This is a genomic window from Paraburkholderia domus (assembly GCF_905220705.1).
Classification (GTDB): domain Bacteria; phylum Pseudomonadota; class Gammaproteobacteria; order Burkholderiales; family Burkholderiaceae; genus Paraburkholderia; species Paraburkholderia domus.
In genome coordinates, this window is sequence record NZ_CAJNAT010000023.1 from 43,764 (window position 1) to 60,859 (window position 17,096).

The following is a 17,096-nucleotide window of genomic DNA, read 5'->3' on the forward strand; positions in this document are numbered from 1 at the left end:
CGGCCGCGGGCGGCCTTGCTCGATCAATCGGTTTGCATATGCTCGGAAATAGCGCGGGCCGTACGTAGCGTCCCGTCGATGAATTGGCTTTCGCGGCCGATAGCGCGCGTGGACGGCGCCATCAGCGTGATCGACGCGCTGCTCCCGGCGCCGCGTCCACTACGATGAAATATGGGGGCGCTCACGCCCCACACGCCTGGGTCGACTTCGCTGTCACTGACGGCGTAGCCTTGAGCGCGAATCTGTTCGAGTTCGGCTTCGATCGCGGCACGGCCGACGGGGTCGTTGTCGAACACGCTATCGAGCACTTCAGTGCGCGCCTTGTCGGCCATGAATGCCAGCAACGATTTCGCCGAAGCACCGGCTTTCAGCGGCACGGCACGGCCTTTTTCGAACGAACAGCGCAACGAGTGCTGGCTGTCGACCATCTCCAGGCACATCACCTGATGCTTGACCGCGACCACCAGCCCGATGCTTTCCTGCGAGGCACGCGCGAGTTGTTGCATTTCGCTGCGGCTCGCTTCGACGAGCTGCGAATTCACGTCGAAGCCAAGCGCGAGCTGCAGGCTGATCGGACCCGGCGCGTAATAGCCCGCGTTTTCAGCAACGAAACCCCAGCGCTTGAGCAAGGCGATTTGCCGGTACAGCGTGCTTTGCGCAAGACCGGTGACAGCGAGGAGATCTTTGACCGACATGGCCTTGCCATGACTGGCGAGCGCCGCCAGCACTAGCAATACTCGTTCAGCCCCTGTCACACCCGGTTCCGCGTTCACGATGAATCTATCCACAATGCATAGTGGGATCAGAATGCCAGAACATTCTCGGATTTCAAAAAATGGATTCCCAATGAGCGGGAATGTGTGCAGAGGGTTTTCCCGGAGAAAGGAGAAATGAGGCAGTGGTCAGCGCGTGGCAACTGGGCCAAACAATATGACCAATCAGAAACAGACGCTTTTTGAAGAGTGAAGCGCCAGCATGGCGGCGCCCTCGGCCACCGAATCGAGGGGGCGTCCGACATCGTTAGCACGCCATCTGTCAGCACCACCAACCCCCACATCAACTGTCCCAGTCCGTGCCAGCACTTAGGCGATCTACCCTGCGGTGAAAAATGATAATTACCGTCCAAACTCGCTCGGTGACGTATCCGTAATTTAATTTGTTCGACCAGGTTTTAAGGACGCCTCACACGAAGTAGCGGCACTTGCGGGACACTCAAGGGATCGAATCAATCCGCAATTTGTGAAATTTTTCCAACGCTGTTGATGTGACACCTTCGCCACATTTATCTTAGGGGACCAAAATATAATTTAGTTATCCTTTTCAAACGTGGATGCAAATCCCATACATCGTTTTCAACATGACCACATACACAAGCCACATGTTGCAGCTGGCGTTCGCCATCATCGTCTTGTTAAACGCACTGGTCCGGTGGCGTCGATGGAAACGGGCCAAAGCCTCGGGTATGACCAAGGCACAGTTTGCGTTAGTAGAGGCAGGCGGGGCAGGCGTACTGTTGAAACAAGCCAGGAAAGCGACTGCACTGGGCTGGATTTTTATCTGCTTTCCTTTGATCCTTTTTGCAGTTTCATTTAGTCCCACCAAGGAATCGGTCTTCACAGATGTTGGGGTGATTGTATTGCTCGAATTAATTTGCTTTGGCCCGCTCGGAGGTCTTTTTCTTTGGCTCGGTGGGCAGCAGCGAAAGGTCGCTCGCGAGGCTGGTGCTGCGATATAGCGACAGCCCTGACCGGTCAGATAGGTGACGTCTCAAAGGCGCCAAGCATGGGGCGAGAATCCTCGAGGCGATGTTGAGGTTCGGATACTCTCAACCAATTAACAGGTTATTTTAACGCTGCAATGCCGCGTGAGTCGCGTCAAAGCGGAATGAATCCGCCCGAGTCTTAGTTCCGCTACCTTTCGTTGAGAAGAATCCTAGAAAATAATCATTTATCTGAGAATTTTTAAGACCTCAGGCGGTTGTCGTGAATTGTTTGCAAAAAATGACAAATTAATTTCGAATTTTATAATATTTTTCCCTCTGCGCTGGTGTTTGAATAATTACAAAATGATACGATGTCGGCTCGTTTCGTTAAAGATAAAAATTATGTTCAGCCGCACATACCTGCATATGTCGCACCGACTTTTTATTTGGCAATCATCTACCAAACCTCATTGACCGATCGAAATATAACGTATGTCAAATATAAGCTTGCTCAAGGCTTTTTCGATTTTACTTAACGGATCGGATTATCAGATTGGGGAGGGATATCGCTGGAAAAGAGGCGTCCTGAGTACGGCCGTCGCTCTAACGGTGGCATTTCCACTCTTTAATTTAGCTTTCAGTCAATCTTACATGGGGGCGGTGCCACCGGAAGCGCCTCTTGTTCGAAGCGTCGGTAATTTCACGGTCGGAAATTTTAATCGACGCTCGATTAATAGGCAGCGCGCCATCGATTTTCATGCGGCTAATGGGAAAGTATATCAATTATTAGATAATAGCTTGGATATTTCGAAAATAGGAAAAGCCAACTCGGGAGTAAATTTTTACGTGGAAGGCTTCCTGCTCCAAGACGGTCGTGGATTTTTTTGGCCTACGCTTATTAGCGAGGTGGACGGACACGTATTACTTGGTCGGGAGGAGTCAAATCGAAGTCTTGATTTTAATCGTGAACCGTTCGGAAAAAAAAGATTATTATGGGAATATGGATTGATTATTCCGCTATGGCTTATCTCTCTTTTTAATGCAACCAAGCTCAGAAAAAAATTTCCAGAGACAATTAAGTGAAAGCACAAAATTTTATTGAAGCCGTCGGCGATGTCGTCGCCTTTATTACCGGCTCGTCCGTCAGTGTGGCAGATGCGACAAATTCCGCCCAGCAAGCGGTCGCCGAGCAAGCTACGTCAAAGAAAGTCATCGCTACCGCTGGAGCTGCAAATGATTTGTTCGGTGTGGTTGCCGGAGGCATGCAGCAAACCTTGCAACAGTTTTCCCCGACTTCCGAGAAAGCCACCGAGCTGTTGGGTAAAGCCGGGGCCACAGCCTCCGTGTTCGGTATCAGCCTAGCGGCAGTTCCCATTACCAATAAATTATTCGCAGGTCGTGGAGAGACCATTACTACCAGTGAGTTAGATGCGCTTTCCGGTGCAGTTTTACTGGCGGGCACAGTGATGTTTCCGCAGGTAGCCGTCGCGCTCACGGTCCTCGGCTCGCTGATGGTCGCGGCATCAATATTGGATACGAACGATCAGAATACGTTGTCAAACGGATTAACCCAGCTAAAGAACCTGATTCAGCCTTACTACAGCCAACTCACCCCGTCAGATCAGGCCGAGTTCCAAAATACCATGTCCGACGCAATGCAGTCCACGCTATCCGGCGGAATGCTGATACCGCAGGTCAACGACGCAGGCTGGATCATCGGATACACGGCTGAGAAAGCAACGACCGTCGTTACGCAAGGTGACGGCGGCACACTCTATACCTTCGAATCTGGCGTGACCTATCTTGTGGGGACGGTGTCTGACGACGGACCATTGAAGGATCCGTCCGTAAACGCCGGAAAAAGCGTCTGGACCGTTCCCGAGACTGAAGCGAACAACCCCGCGCCCCAGACCGACGCGAACAAACCACTAACGTTAGATATCTACAAAGACGGCTGCTATACGTCCCATTCCACAGACTCGGACGGCAATCTCGTGACCGAGGTGTTCATCACCGGTTCGTCGAGCACGTACACCGTTGCGCCGATGAGCAATCCCTCAGGCGGTGGTGAGTTTCAGTTTGTTTACGTCATGGGGACCGACAATCAGGTCACCGTGCTCGGTGACAACAACATGGTCTCGCTTGCGCCCGGAAACCGCGCGAGCATCGAGGGAGCCGGCAACACAATTTACGCATCCGAAGGCACAACGGTCACACTCGGTTCCGCATCCGGCAACGTGATCTCGAATGAGATCACGGGAGAGAACATCAGTGTCGCCGATGGAATCATTACGGTATCCGGCAATCCCAACGGCGAACTCGGCGGCGCAACGTTCGAAGTTGGCGCAACGAACGACATCACCATTAAAGCCGACGGCTCGCAAGACCTGGTCGTGAAGTACGACGACGAGACCATACATCGGCGCACGTATAACGCGGCGGATGTAATGACCGAGTGGGTGTACACCACTCCAGACGGTTTTCGTATGGACACGCTCTACGATCCGCTGACCGGAAAGGAAACACAAATGACTATGGTCTATCCCAGCGGCTCGGGCTCCGCTTATAAATACAATTCGGAAGGACCGATCGAAATGTTCAACTTCATAGCGGACGGCTCCGGAACTCGGTTTTTCTTGGATCCGCTAACACACGGAAGCACGGGTATGAACAAAGTCCACGCCGACGGGTCGGAAACGGTTGTGTACCGCAGCCCCGGCTCGCTCACGATGACTATGCTCCATAGCAGCAACGCCGCGAACGAGACCACGCTGACGGCGGCGCAGAGTGCGGTCGCAAACAATTACGACTCGCAGTCGAATGGAGCAACCAACGCCTATTCCGCCCCCGATCATCAAGTTGCCCAGTTGATCGACGCGATGGCAGCCTACGCCCCAGAGCCGTCGGCGTCGATAACTCTTGCGGCCACTCAGCCAGAAAACCAGCTTTTACTGGCAGCTTCTTCGCACTAAGACCATCTGAACCGACGATCGTGCGTCGCGGATTCCCGCAGTCATGCGGGAATCCGCGCACCTTCGCGCTTACCAATCAGCACTCTCTCCGATTAAACAATGGGACATGAAGAGCAACCGGCGCAGTTGGAAGACGCCGGACTGGCCGCATTGGTCGTAATCGCTCGCTTTCACGGAATCGCAACAGATGCTTCACAGATAAGACACGCGGCGGCCCTCGAAGGATACGCATTCTCCGAAGCTGAGCTGGTTCTGTCTGCTCGTGCAATCGGCCTGAGAGCCAGAGCCGTGCCTTTTGTGCCGGAGCGACTTGGAAAAACCCCCTTCCCAGCGCTTGCGCTCGACCACACGGGCCGGCATTTTATCCTTGCCGGTTCCGACGGCACGACCGCGCTCGTGCTTGAACCCGGCATGCAGGCGCCACGCACGAAGTCGATTAGCGAAGTGATCGAGCGTTGCACCGGCCGCATGCTGCTGTTCACTTCGCGAGCGTCGCTTGCCGGCGAACTGGCCCGATTCGATTTTTCGTGGTTCATCCCGGCCGTCGTCAAGTATCGTCGCTTGCTGCTCGAAGTGCTGCTGGTCTCAATGGTCTTGCAGGTATTCGGACTCGTCTCGCCACTGATGTTCCAGGTGGTGATGGACAAAGTGATCGTCAATCGGGCTTACAGCACGCTTAGTGTGGTTTGCGTGGCTCTGCTGGTGAGTTCGGTATTTGAAGTGCTGCTTACGGGTTTGCGAAACTACGTCTTCTCGCACACGACCAATCGCATCGATGTCGAACTCGGCGCGCGACTCTTTCGCCATCTGCTGGCATTGCCGCTCGCTTACTTCGAAGCAAGGCGCGTAGGCGACACCGTCGCGCGCGTTCGCGAACTTGAAAGCATTCGCAGCTTTCTCACCGGCCAGGCACTTACTGCGGTCATCGATCTGTTGTTTTCGGTGATCTTTCTCGGTGTCATGTGTCTTTACAGCGTATGGCTCACATTGATCGTCGCGATCTCGCTGCCGGTTTATGCCGTCGTCTCGCTGACGCTGAATCCTATCTTACGGGAGCGTCTGGATCACAAGTTCGCACGCGGAGCCGACAACCAGGCATTTCTGGTGGAGGCCGTGTCCGGTGTCCAGACGGTTAAGGCGATGGCTATCGAACCGCAGTTCACCCGCCGTTGGGACAATCAACTCGCCGCTTATGTCGCAGCGAGCTTCCGGGTCAGCGCCTTAGGCAACATCGGACAGCAACTCATTCAATTAGTGGGCAAGCTCGTCACGCTGGCGACACTATTCTTCGGCGCGAAGCTCGTTATCGACGGCAAACTGACTGTCGGCCAGTTAATCGCGTTCAATATGATGTCGCAACGTGTGAGTGCGCCGGTGCTCCGACTGGCGCAGCTCTGGCAGGATTTCCAGCAAGTCGGTATTTCGATGAGCCGGCTGGGCGACATCCTGAACACGCGCACGGAACTGCCACAAAGCCGGCAGACGCTACCTGCCGTCAGGGGCGAGATCAGTTTCGAGGCCGTGCGCTTCCGCTACCGCCCGGACAGCCAAACCGTTCTCAACGGCATCGACCTGACAATTTCCGCGGGACAGAGCATCGGCATCGTCGGTCGATCGGGTTCGGGCAAGAGCACGCTAACCAAATTGTTGCAGCGTTTATACGTGCCGGAGAATGGGCGCGTGCGCATCGATGGAATCGATCTCGCGCTCGCCGATCCGGCGTGGCTGCGCCGGCAGATCGGGGTGGTGTTGCAAGAGAACCTGCTCTTCAACCGATCGATTCGTGAGAACATCGCGGTGACGGACCCGGGCGCGTCGCTGGAGGGGATTATCCACTCTGCAAAGCTTGCCGGCGCACACGATTTCATCTCCGAGTTACCCGAGGGCTACGACACGCCTGTGGGTGAACATGGTTCTACGCTCTCAGGCGGACAGCGTCAGCGCATTGCCATCGCACGCGCACTCATGACCAACCCCCGCATTCTGATTTTCGACGAGGCCACCAGCGCGCTCGACTTCGAAACTGAACGAGTGATTCAGACCAACATGCAGGCCATATGCCACGGTCGCACGGTCATTATCATCGCGCACAGATTGAGCGCGGTGCGTCACGCCCACCAGATCGTCGCGATGGACAAAGGGCAGATCGTCGAACGCGGCAGCCACGACGAGCTGCTGCGGATGAATGGCTATTACGCGCACCTGGTATCGTTGCAGAACGACTGATGACCACTCATTTCCTGAAGGTCAAAGCAATTGCTGACCTGTGCAGACACTACGGCGTAATTTTTCGTTCAGCATGGACGATTCGCGATCACCTCGACACGCCAGACCGTACGACACATGAACTGCAATTCCTCCCCGCGAATCTCGAACTGGTCGAAACCCCGCCGCACCCGGTGCCACGTTGGACTATGCGCGTCATCGTCGCGCTCGGCTTTCTGATCCTGTTGGTTGCAGTGATAGGCAAACTGGATATTGTCGCGACAGCCAAGGGTAAATTGATTCCGAGCGTGCGCGTGAAAACTGTTCAGCCGGCTATCACGGGCGTCGTGCGACAAATTCTGATCCGCGACGGCCAGCGCGTGAAAGAGGGACAGGCGCTGCTGACTCTCGACGCGACGCAAGCCACAGCTGACGCACACAAGGCAAGATCCGCACGCGTCGATGCCGCGCTGTCGTCTGCGCGAGCGCGGGCGTTGCTGGACTCGCTCAAAACTGATCGCACGCCGATGGTCGCGATCGTCGATGGCGCATCGCAAACGCAGCAGGAAGAAGCCCAACGCTTCGCCGAAGGACTCTATCGCGAATACGCAGACAGGCTTACTGCATCGCGCGCCGAGCTTTTGAAGCGGGAAGCCGAACTCGCAACCACCCATCAACAAGTGGCGAAGCTGCGTGCGACAGCGCCGCTCGCGCGTAGCGAAGCGAACGACTACAAGACACTCGCGAAAGATAAGTACGTAGCAGAGCACGACTATCTCAGCAAAGAACAGGCCGCTATCGAGCAGGAGCATGAGCTTGCCGCGCAGCAAAGCCACGCTCGCGAACTCAGCGCAGGAATCGCAATTCAGCGGGCGACGATCGAACAGACGACCTCGCAATTCTCACGCGAACAACTGGACGCACTCGACAAGGCAAACCAGCAATTCGCGCAGAACAGCGAAGACGAAACCAAGGCCGTGACACGTGAAGCGCTGTTGACGCTCTATGCACCCGTCACCGGGACGGTGCAGCAGTTATCGGTGCACACACTCGGCGGAGTGGTCACGACTGCACAGGCGCTAATGGAAGTAGTACCTGACGACGCGGTGGAAGTTGAAGCGAATGTCGAGAACAAGGACGTGGGTTTCGTCAACGTGGGACAGGACGCCGTTGTCAAGATCGATGCTTTTCCATACACGCGTTACGGCTATTTGACGGGGAAAGTCACGGCCGTTTCGAACAACGCCGCGCAGGGCAAGGACCGGAAACAAGGGTTGACCTTTACGACCCGAATCAGGCTACCGACCAATCAGATGCAGATCAACAACAAGTCAATCAATCTGACGCCGGGTATGGAAGTGACGGCCGAAATCCGGACCGGCCGACGCAGCGTCGCGAGCTATTTTCTCGATCCGCTGGTACAAACTGTAGGCGAGAGTTTGCGTGAACGTTGATCGCTCAGGCCACAACCTGTCTCCAATACACGCACAAGCATGCACGCCCCTCCGCCCCGGAGCCGGCGCGGCATCCCGATACATTCGAGCAGCGTTAGCCTTGTTATGTCTATCACTGTTGGCAGGCACGCCGGGAAAGGCGATGGCGCTCGATGTATTCGGAACGAGCGCCATCGTTCCCGACACACCGGCCGCAACATTCGCCGCTAACGCCATTTCGCCTTGCGAGTTCGGCGCGCCGGGCGAGCCGTTGCGTCTCGACGAAGCGGTGAATCGAACGCTATGTAACAATCCGAAGACCCGCACGGCATGGGCCGAGGTCAAGGTGCAGGCTGCCGGCGTTGGCGCGGCAAAGTCGGCGTATTTGCCGAACGTTTCAGCCGCGTGGCAAGAAGTGCGCGACGACTCGGTCACGGATGTCACCGGTTACCCGCGCCTCAGTTCAGCGAATCGTTCAACTGTTCACACGGGTTCGGTCTCGCTCAATTGGGTGTTGTTCGACTTCGGCGGCAGAAAGGCAGCGCTGCGAAATGCGCAAGCGTTGCTAACCGCTGCCCGAGCTAGCCAGGACGCCACGCTGCAGGCCGCGTTTTCCACGGCGGCGACGGATTACTATTCCGCACAGGCTGCGGCCGGCAAGTTCGTAGCCGCCCAAGAAACGGAACGCATTGCGCACGATAGTTTTGTAGCCGCATCCGCGCGCGTAAGCCATGGCGTTGCGGCAATCTCCGACCAATTACAAGCGCAGACGTCGTACGCTCAGGCAACGTTCAACAGGGCGAAGGCGTCAGGCGACCTGCAAGTAGCACTAGGTACACTCGCTTCCGATATGGGCCTCAATCCCGCTCGAGCTATCGTCATGCCTGCGGTGAACGACGGCGTCGCACCCGATCACGATTTCAGCGAATCGGTCGCGGAGATGATTGCCGATGCCCAACGCTCGCATCCGGATGTCGCAACTGCAAAGGCGAAACTCGACGCCGCGATCGCGAAGGAGCAGCAAACGCGGTCCCAAGGTCTGCCGAACTTCAGTTTGGTTGCGAAGTACAGTCAGAACAACCAGCCTGCCAGTCTGGGCTTCGGCGAGCCGCAATTTGCGGCCACAGGACATGACTGGTATTTTGGTGTCCAGGTACAGATTCCATTGTTCGAAGGCTTCGGCAGGACCTATCAGGTACGGCTGGCGCATGCGCAAATCGAAGTGCAGCAATACACGCTCGACGAAGCGCGACGGCAGGTCGGGCTCGATGTGTGGAAAAGCTATCAGGCGCTGCAGACCGACGTCGAGAACGTGCGCAATGCCGCCGCACTATTGCAGATCGCCCAGCGCTCCTTCGATGCGGCAAAGCACCGATATGCCGCTGGCGTCGGCAACATCCTCGAATTGCTCAACGCACAGTCGTCTTTATCGGAGGCCGACCGTCAACGCATTCAGGCCCTGACGGATTGGCGTGCGGCGCGACTCGATCTTGCAGCGAAGCTGGGACGGCTGAGCGCCAGGGACATACAAATGGGGAGCCGTTAAGTATCGGATGGTGGGGCAGTCTCGCGCAAACCGCGCGTCCACCTCAAAGCGCCAACACCGTCACACCCACCTCCACCCGATGCGCCCCGCCCCCCAGGATCATCCCGCGCAGCAAAGAAACATCGCTGTAATCACGGCCGATCGCGAGCGTCACATGGTCCATATCGGCAAGCACGTCATTGGTCGGGTCGAGATCGATCCAGCCACTCTCCGGGCAATACACGGACACCCACGCATGCGAGGCATCCGCACCGATCAAGCGCGGCTGCCCAGGCGGCGGATCGTTACGCAGATAGCCGCTCACGTAGCGCGCCGGCAATCCCAACGAACGCAAACAACCGATCATCACCTGCGCGAAGTCCTGGCATACCCCGCTCTTCAATTCGAAAGCGCGCTCGGCGGGTGTGTCGAACATCGTCGCCGACGGTTTGTACGAGAAGTCTTCGTGAATCCGGTGCATCAGATCGATCGCACCCGCCACGATCGGCATGCCGGGAGGAAAGCTCGGCAACGCATAAGCGCGCAACGAGGGCCGCGGCACGATGTTCGGCGACGCAAAGCAGAACTCCACCTCGGGCCGGAACTCGCCACCGACCCAAAAACGCAACGCGTCCGCCACGTCTTCCCATTCCGGCGTTTCATCGGGGTCGAGGTCGGTCCAGCGCGGCATGAGCGCCACCGTGGTTTCGCTAACGAGTTGCAAGCGCTCATGCGGGGCATCGAGCGCGAAGTACAGGACGTCGTTGCCGAATGCATCGATACGGCTAGTCTGATACGACGGCTCCGGTTCGATCTTTTCGCTGTGTGAGACCACACGCTGCCACGCACAGGCGATCGGTCTGATCGTCGCGAGATGCTGTGCGGTCTCGACATACGTGGAGTAGTGGTAAGTCGTGCGATGCGAGACGGACAACACAGTCGGTGCGTGCTTCATGACCACACTCGCGACGCGACCGTACTGGCGTGACTGAAATAGCGCGCGCTGATTTCATGCGCCGCCGCGCCGACGTAGCCGCCAATCTGATCGCACACCGCAATCAGGTCGGCATATGAATCGTCTTCGTCGATTACGCACAGCGATTCGAGCGTCGGCAACGAAGCGGTTGGCGGCATCAATTCCGCAAACGGACGATGCCGCATGCTGCCCGCGGCCACGGAGATCTCGTCGAGTTTTTTGCGCAGGCGCTCATAGACACCGTAGATGCCACGCGGATTGGTCGGCTCGATCACCAGCAAGTCGAGCAAGGCCGGCACCTCGAAACGGCCCGGATAGAGCGCGCGATACGTCAGCGTGCTGTCGAACAATTGCAATAGCAGATCGAATCCGGCTGGTGTCGCGAGTTGGCCTTTATCGGCGACCACGCGCAAGATCGACGCCATTGCCGATACCCGTTCGATATGCCGCCCGACGAATAGCAGACGCCACGCTTCGTCGCGTGTCATGCGGTCGCCTTGCGCGCCGCTGATCGCCGACAACTGCACCGACAAGCGTTCGAGCGCGTTCATCAGCGTCACGCGGTCGTAACGATCGTAGCGTTCGGCGCGCTCAGCGCGGCCGTTGCCATTCGCGCCGCTCTGCACCTGCGATGAGCTACTTCCACTTCCACTGCCATTACCATTGCTGTTGCCATTGCCGTTGAAACCCGCAGCGGGCATCAAGGTCTGCAATGCATCGCGGAAGTCGTTGCGCGCCGCGAGAATCGTGCGCCAATGATCGTTCGACAGACGCCCGCGCACTTCGCCGTTCGCGCGCGCCTGGTAGTTGAGGTTCTGGCCGATGCTCGCAGCGCCCGTGCTCTCGCTCAGATTCGCGACCAGCGCACGCTCGAATGCTTGCGGCGAATACGGCGAGGACATGTCGCCGGACTGTACGAGGCCGCAATGCATGGCGAGCTCGACCAGCGTCGGGAACATCGCGTCGGCATCGTTGCCTTCCAGCGAGCCCAGAATCAGGCGCAACAGCCGCACATTATTTTCGGCGCGTTCGCCATAACGTCCGGCCCAGAACAGATTTTCCGCGGCGCGGCTCGACACAGTGCGATGCTTGCGCGCGAGGTCGGCGGGTTGCATCGGCGAAGGCAGCAGTGTGAAAGTCGACGTCGGCTGACTCGACAGGACCCACGTATCGACGCTGCTGCCGCCGTATTGCATCGACACCGTCGCCTGGCGCTCGGCGGCCATACGCGTGAAGCCACCAGGCATCACATGCCAGCCACCGTTGAAGTCGGCAATCGCATAGACGCGCAGCACCGACGGACGGCGGCCGATGGTGCCGTCCTCGTAACGCGGCGTGCAGGAAAAGCGCTGCGACTGCTGGATCGTATAGGTGTCGGGCATCGCTTCGATACGTTCGCGCCATGTCGACAGCCGCTGCCTGCCCTGCTCGATCCCGGGCGGCGCATCGCGCGGCGCGACCGGCCACGTCGGCACGATGAACGCTTCGTCCAGGCGTGTGAACGCGTGCTCGCGCGCGGCCTTCTCGCCGCACCACCAGGTCGCCACGCTCGGCAACACGAGGTCTTCATCGAGCAACACTTCGGCGATGCCCGGCAAAAAGCCATGCAAGGCCGGCGATTCGACAAAGCCCGAACCCGGCACGTTCGACACGATCACATTGCCCGCGCGCATCACCTGCAACAGGCCCGGCACGCCGATACTCGAATCCGCGCGCAATTCGACCGGATCGCAGAAAGCATCGTCGAGACGGCGCAGCACGACATGCACACGTTCGAGACCGGCTAGCGTCTTCAGATACAGCATGTCGTCACGCACCGTCAGGTCCTTGCCTTCGACCAGCGTGACGCCGAGATAGCGCGCGAGAAACACATGCTCGAAGTAGGTCTCGCTAAACGGTCCGGGCGTGAGTAAGGCGATATGCGGCGAAGCATCGGCCCCGGAACTGTCGGGCTGCATGGTGGCCTGCGCGGCCTGTGCGAGCGTAGCAATCAGTTGTGAATAGGTCGGCGCGAGACGGCTTACGCGCAACGCGCGGAACGGATCGGCGAACAGCGTCGCCACGATCAGCCGGTTTTCCAACGCATAACCCAGCCCGGATGGCGCCTCGGTGCGATGCGCCATGACGGTCCAGTTGCCGCCGGGCGTACGCGCCAGATCGACGGCGACCACCTGCAGATATTGCCCGCCAGGCGGCGTAAAGCCCTTCACCGAGCGCAGATAGCCGGGATGCCCGAACACCAGCGCAGGCGGCAACTGCCCACGCTCCAGCAAGGTCTGCGGCCCATAAATATCGGCGACGATCGCATTGAGCAGATGCGCCCGCTGCGTCACGCCGCGCTCGATATGCGCCCACTCGGCCTCGCTGATCAGGAACGGCAGCAGGTCGAGCGCCCACGGCCGCGGCTCGCCGTTATCCGCGTAGACGTTGTAGCTGATGTCGTTGTCGCGGATCTGCTGCGCGATGGACGCGTAGTGATCTTCCAATCGTGCGATGCCGTCTTCGCCGAGCCGCTCGAAGAACTGCCGCCACGGCTCGCGCAACGCGCCTGAGGGGTCGCGTAACTCGTCCCAATGTCCTTCGTAGCCCGGCAACAGCCGCAATAAGGACGAAGCGTCCGCGCGGGCGGCGGACGTTTCGAAGGGAAAAGTCGATTGAAAGGCCAAGGTCGTGTCGTTCTTAAAGTTGTGCTGCCGCTCTTCAGTCTACCAGGTTACCAGTACCGCAGGTCCAGCGTGAACGGAAACTCGAGGCTGCGCTGCGGCATGTCGACCGTGAGCGGCCCCGGCGTGTGACCCGACGCAAAGAAACGCGCGCGCCGCCGGCTTTCCGCTTCATAGGCGTTGACCGGGAAGGTCTCATAGCTGCGCCCGCCCGGATGAGCGACATGATACTGGCATCCACCCACCGAGCGGCCGGTCCACGTATCGACGAGGTCGAACGTGAGCGGCGCATCCACGCCGATGGTCGGATGCAGCGCCGACGGCTGCGACCACGCGCGAAAGCGCACACCGGCCACATATTCGCTGACGCGGCCGGTCGGCTGCAACGGCACGGGCACACCGTTCACGGTCAGCACATGACGGTTGTCGTTCAAACCGAGCGCGCGCACTTCGAGCCTTTCCACCGACGAATCCACGTAACGCACCGTACCACCAGGCGAGCCCTCCTCCCCCATCACGTGCCAAGGTTCGAGCGCGTGGCGAATGGTCAGCGAAACGCCGTTCACTGTGGTCGCGCCGACCAGCGGGAAGCGGAATTCGAAGTGCGGCGCGAACCAGCTGCTCTCGAAGGCAAAGCCCGCCTGGTTGAGTTCGCCGAGCACGTCCTCGAAATCCATCTTCGCGAAGGTGCCGAGCAGGAAGCGGTCATGCAGTTCCGTGCCCCAGCGCGTGAGCCGCTGCGTGTACGGCGTGTGCCAGAAACGCGCCACCAGCGCGCGCAGCAGCAACTGCTGCACGAGACTCATGCGCGCATGCGGCGGCATTTCGAAACCGCGCAATTCGAGCAGGCCGAGGCGGCCGGTCGGACCATCGGGAGAATAGAGTTTGTCGATGCAGAACTCGGCGCGGTGCGTGTTGCCCGTCACATCGATCAGGATGTTGCGCAACGAGCGGTCGATCATCCACGCCGGCAGATTCGCGCTGTCGCGGCCGCCGAGCAGATCGATCTGCCGCTGCAACTCGCGGAACGCCACTTCGAGTTCATACACCTGATCGTTGCGCGCCTCATCGACGCGCGGCGCCTGGCTCGTGGGGCCGATAAAGAGCCCGGAGAACAGGTACGACAGCGACGGATGGTTGTGCCAGTACGCGATCAGACTCGCGAGCAGATCGGGGCGGCGCAGGAAAGGACTATCAGCAGGCGTCGCGCCGCCGAGCACGAAGTGATTGCCACCGCCGGTCCCCGTATGCCGGCCGTCGGTCATGAACTTCTCGCTGCTGAGATAGCTCTCGGCCGCGGATTGATACAGGTACTCGGTGTTGTCGACCAGTTGCTCCCAGCTCGAAGCCGGATGAATGTTCACCTCGATCACACCCGGGTCCGGCGTCACCTGAAGGATTTTCAGGCGTGCGTCGCGCGGCGGCGGATAGCCTTCGAGCACCACCTTCATCCGCAATTCGGCCGCCGTCGCTTCGACCGCGGCGAGCAGGTCGAGATAGTCGTCGAGTTCGGTGAGCGGCGGCATGAACACATGCAGCAGCGAGCGGCCGCTGCCGAACGCTTCGGTTTCAGCCTTTGGACCGGCGGCACGTTTAGGATCACGCGCTTCGACGCAGATCGCCGTGCGCAGCGTTTCTTTCGACGACTGCCCGCGCGCCGGTGGCTGTTGATCGCCCGGTTGAGGTGCAAAAGCCAGCACGCCGCTGCCCGGCATGCCGCTCAGCAAATCCGCGGCTGACGACGACAACGCCGCCGCGCGCCGCGCATCGGCCTCGTTCAGGGTGCGGCGGGACTCACCATCGCCGTCGTATTGCAGGCGTAACTGCGCGGCCGGGCGCAACGGCACGGGCGGCGCAAACGGGTCATGCGCGTGCTGATACGGATAGTCGGTCTTCGACACCCACGGCAGCGCATCGAGCGGCAAGCGATAACCCATCGGCGAATCGCCGGGAATCAGGAACATGCGATCGTCGCGGAAGAACCACCGGCCGCTGACCCACTTCGGCGCCTCGTTCGGCACGTCGCGTTCGCGCGCGAGCGGCAGGACAAAACCCGTCGCGCCACCCAGGCCCGCATCGAACACGCGCCGCAGACGCACGCGCTCCAGTTCGTCGTCCAGACGCGCGTCGAGCGGGTCGACGTTGACCGGCAGACGGCGCTCGCGCCACAGGTAGTACCAGACGTCTTCGTAACCGGGCTGGATGCAGTCCGTGTCGAGCGCCAGTTTGGTCGCCAGATGAGAGAGGAAACGTTGGGCGTCGCCGGCCGTGTAGGTGCCCGGCTCGCGTTCGTCGGCAAAGAGCTCGGGGTCTTGCCAGCACGGCTCGCCGTCGGCGCGCCAGTAAAGCGACATCGCCCAGCGCGGCAACTGCTCGCCCGGATACCACTTGCCCTGGCCGATATGCAGAAAACCGTTCGCGCCGTAGCGCGAGCGCAGTTTGTCCATCAGCGCGACCGCGTAGCCGCGTTTGGTGGGGCCGAGCGCGTCGGTGTTCCATTCGGCGGCGTCGCGATCGCGCACTGACACAAAGGTCGGCTCGCCGCCCATCGTCAGGCGCACGTCCATCTCGGTGAGGCGCTGGTCGACCTGCTCGCCCATTTTCAGCACGTCGTTCCACACCGCTTCGCTGAACGGCTTGGTGACGCGCGGCGTCTCCAGTACCCGTTCAATCGACATGGTGTGCTCGAACTCGACTTCGGATTCGTCGACGGCGCCTGAGATCGGCGCCGCGCTGCCGGGTTCGGGCGTGCAGGCGACGGGGATATGCCCCTCCCCGGCGAGCAAGCCGGAGGTCGGATCGAGGCCGATCCAGCCCGCGCCCGGCAGGTACACCTCGCACCATGCGTGCAGGTCGGTGAAGTCGACTTCGGTGCCGCTCGGGCCGTCGATGGATTTGACGTCGGGCGCGAGTTGCAGCAGGTAGCCGGAGACGAAGCGCGCCGCCAGCCCCAGTTGCCGGAGTGTCTCGACCAGCAGCCAACCTGAATCGCGGCATGAGCCCGCGGCACTCACCAGGGTTTCCTCGGGCGTCTGCACGCCGGGCTCCATGCGGATCAGGTAGCGGATCTCGCGTTGCAGCCGCTGATTCAGTCCGACGAGGAAGTCGGCGGTGACCATCGGCGTGCGGTCGATGCTCGCGACAAACTCGGCGAAGCGCGGCGTCATCGGTCGCTTGATGCGATACGGGGCGAGTTCCAGCGCAAGGCCCGGCGCATACTCGAACGGAAACTTTTCCGCCGACGGTTCGAGAAAGAAGTCGAACGGGTTATAGACGGCCATTTCGGCGACCAGATCCACGGTCACCTTGAATTCGCGCGTCTTTTCGGGGAATACGAGGCGCGCCTGATAGTTGGCAAACGCGTCCTGCTGCCAGTTGATGAAGTGTTCGGCCGGTTCGACCCGCATCGAATAAGACAGAATCGGGGTCCGGCAGTGCGGCGCAGGCCTGAGACGCACGACCTGGGGCGACAGCGCGACCAGCCTGTCGTAACGGTAATGTGTGACATGATTCAACGCGACGCGTATGGACACACCGGACTCCTGGACAAAGGATGGCAGCCCGCCAAAAAGCAAGCTTCATGCCGTTAATCGAAAAACCGCGTGAACTGCCTGTACTGC

The 17,096-nt window shown here is 59.4% G+C and carries 10 protein-coding genes; 6 read left to right on the forward strand and 4 right to left on the reverse strand.

The window, feature by feature from the left end:
- Window positions 1–23: 23 nt before the first annotated feature.
- A complete protein-coding gene (locus KHO31_RS28780) occupies window positions 24–773 on the reverse strand; it encodes an IclR family transcriptional regulator (RefSeq protein ID WP_201077627.1) in 750 nt (249 codons plus the stop codon).
- 557 nt (window positions 774–1,330) lie between these two features.
- Here KHO31_RS28780 and KHO31_RS28785 point away from each other — a divergent pair.
- From KHO31_RS28785 to KHO31_RS28810, 6 genes are all read left to right on the forward strand, one after another.
- Window positions 1,331–1,735, forward strand: a complete 405-nt coding sequence (locus KHO31_RS28785) for a hypothetical protein (RefSeq protein ID WP_211624644.1) — start codon at window positions 1,331–1,333, stop codon at window positions 1,733–1,735.
- A 459-nt stretch (window positions 1,736–2,194) separates the two neighbouring features.
- The gene (locus KHO31_RS28790; RefSeq protein ID WP_211624646.1) at window positions 2,195–2,785 is read left to right on the forward strand and encodes a hypothetical protein; all 591 of its coding nucleotides are present in this window, start codon (window positions 2,195–2,197) and stop codon (window positions 2,783–2,785) included.
- Window positions 2,782–4,674, forward strand: a complete 1,893-nt coding sequence (locus KHO31_RS28795) for a hypothetical protein (RefSeq protein WP_211624647.1) — start codon at window positions 2,782–2,784, stop codon at window positions 4,672–4,674. The genes KHO31_RS28790 and KHO31_RS28795 overlap by 4 nt, the downstream gene beginning before the upstream one ends.
- A gap of 99 nt (window positions 4,675–4,773) precedes the next feature.
- Window positions 4,774–6,900: a type I secretion system permease/ATPase gene (locus KHO31_RS28800; protein ID WP_211624650.1), complete on the forward strand. Its 2,127-nt coding sequence runs from the start codon at window positions 4,774–4,776 to the stop codon at window positions 6,898–6,900.
- Window positions 6,900–8,333, forward strand: coding sequence for an HlyD family type I secretion periplasmic adaptor subunit (locus KHO31_RS28805; RefSeq protein WP_211624652.1), 1,434 nt, complete (start codon window positions 6,900–6,902; stop codon window positions 8,331–8,333). Before KHO31_RS28800 ends, KHO31_RS28805 begins: the two co-directional genes overlap by 1 nt.
- A 142-nt stretch (window positions 8,334–8,475) precedes the next feature.
- Window positions 8,476–9,858 carry a TolC family protein gene (locus tag KHO31_RS28810; protein WP_211624654.1) on the forward strand — a complete coding sequence of 461 codons (1,383 nt, stop codon included), beginning with the start codon at window positions 8,476–8,478 and terminating at the stop codon, window positions 9,856–9,858.
- Window positions 9,859–9,901: 43 nt separating this feature from the next.
- Here the strand turns inward: KHO31_RS28810 and KHO31_RS28815 are convergent, their stop codons facing one another.
- From KHO31_RS28815 to KHO31_RS28825, 3 genes are read right to left on the reverse strand one after another with little or no spacing between them, the layout of a single operon-like run.
- On the reverse strand, window positions 9,902–10,792 hold the full coding sequence (locus tag KHO31_RS28815) for a transglutaminase family protein (protein WP_211624656.1): 891 nt from the start codon (window positions 10,790–10,792) through the stop codon (window positions 9,902–9,904).
- A complete protein-coding gene (locus KHO31_RS28820) occupies window positions 10,789–13,479 on the reverse strand; it encodes a circularly permuted type 2 ATP-grasp protein (protein ID WP_211624658.1) in 2,691 nt (896 codons plus the stop codon). The genes KHO31_RS28815 and KHO31_RS28820 overlap by 4 nt, the downstream gene beginning before the upstream one ends.
- A 47-nt stretch (window positions 13,480–13,526) precedes the next feature.
- A complete protein-coding gene (locus KHO31_RS28825) occupies window positions 13,527–17,009 on the reverse strand; it encodes a transglutaminase family protein (RefSeq protein ID WP_211624660.1) in 3,483 nt (1,160 codons plus the stop codon).
- Window positions 17,010–17,096: the final 87 nt, after the last annotated feature.

What these genes read in the sequence shown, in the direction of transcription:
- KHO31_RS28785 (WP_211624644.1), top strand. Translation starts at nt 1,331, where the DNA reads ATGCAAATCCCATACATCGTTTTCAACATGACCACATACACAAGCCAC.
- KHO31_RS28790 (WP_211624646.1), top strand. Translation starts at nt 2,195, where the DNA reads ATGTCAAATATAAGCTTGCTCAAGGCTTTTTCGATTTTACTTAACGGA.
- KHO31_RS28800 (WP_211624650.1), top strand. Translation starts at nt 4,774, where the DNA reads ATGGGACATGAAGAGCAACCGGCGCAGTTGGAAGACGCCGGACTGGCC.
- KHO31_RS28805 (WP_211624652.1), top strand. Translation starts at nt 6,900, where the DNA reads ATGACCACTCATTTCCTGAAGGTCAAAGCAATTGCTGACCTGTGCAGA.
- KHO31_RS28810 (WP_211624654.1), top strand. Translation starts at nt 8,476, where the DNA reads ATGGCGCTCGATGTATTCGGAACGAGCGCCATCGTTCCCGACACACCG.
- KHO31_RS28815 (WP_211624656.1), bottom strand. Translation starts at nt 10,792, where the DNA reads ATGAAGCACGCACCGACTGTGTTGTCCGTCTCGCATCGCACGACTTAC.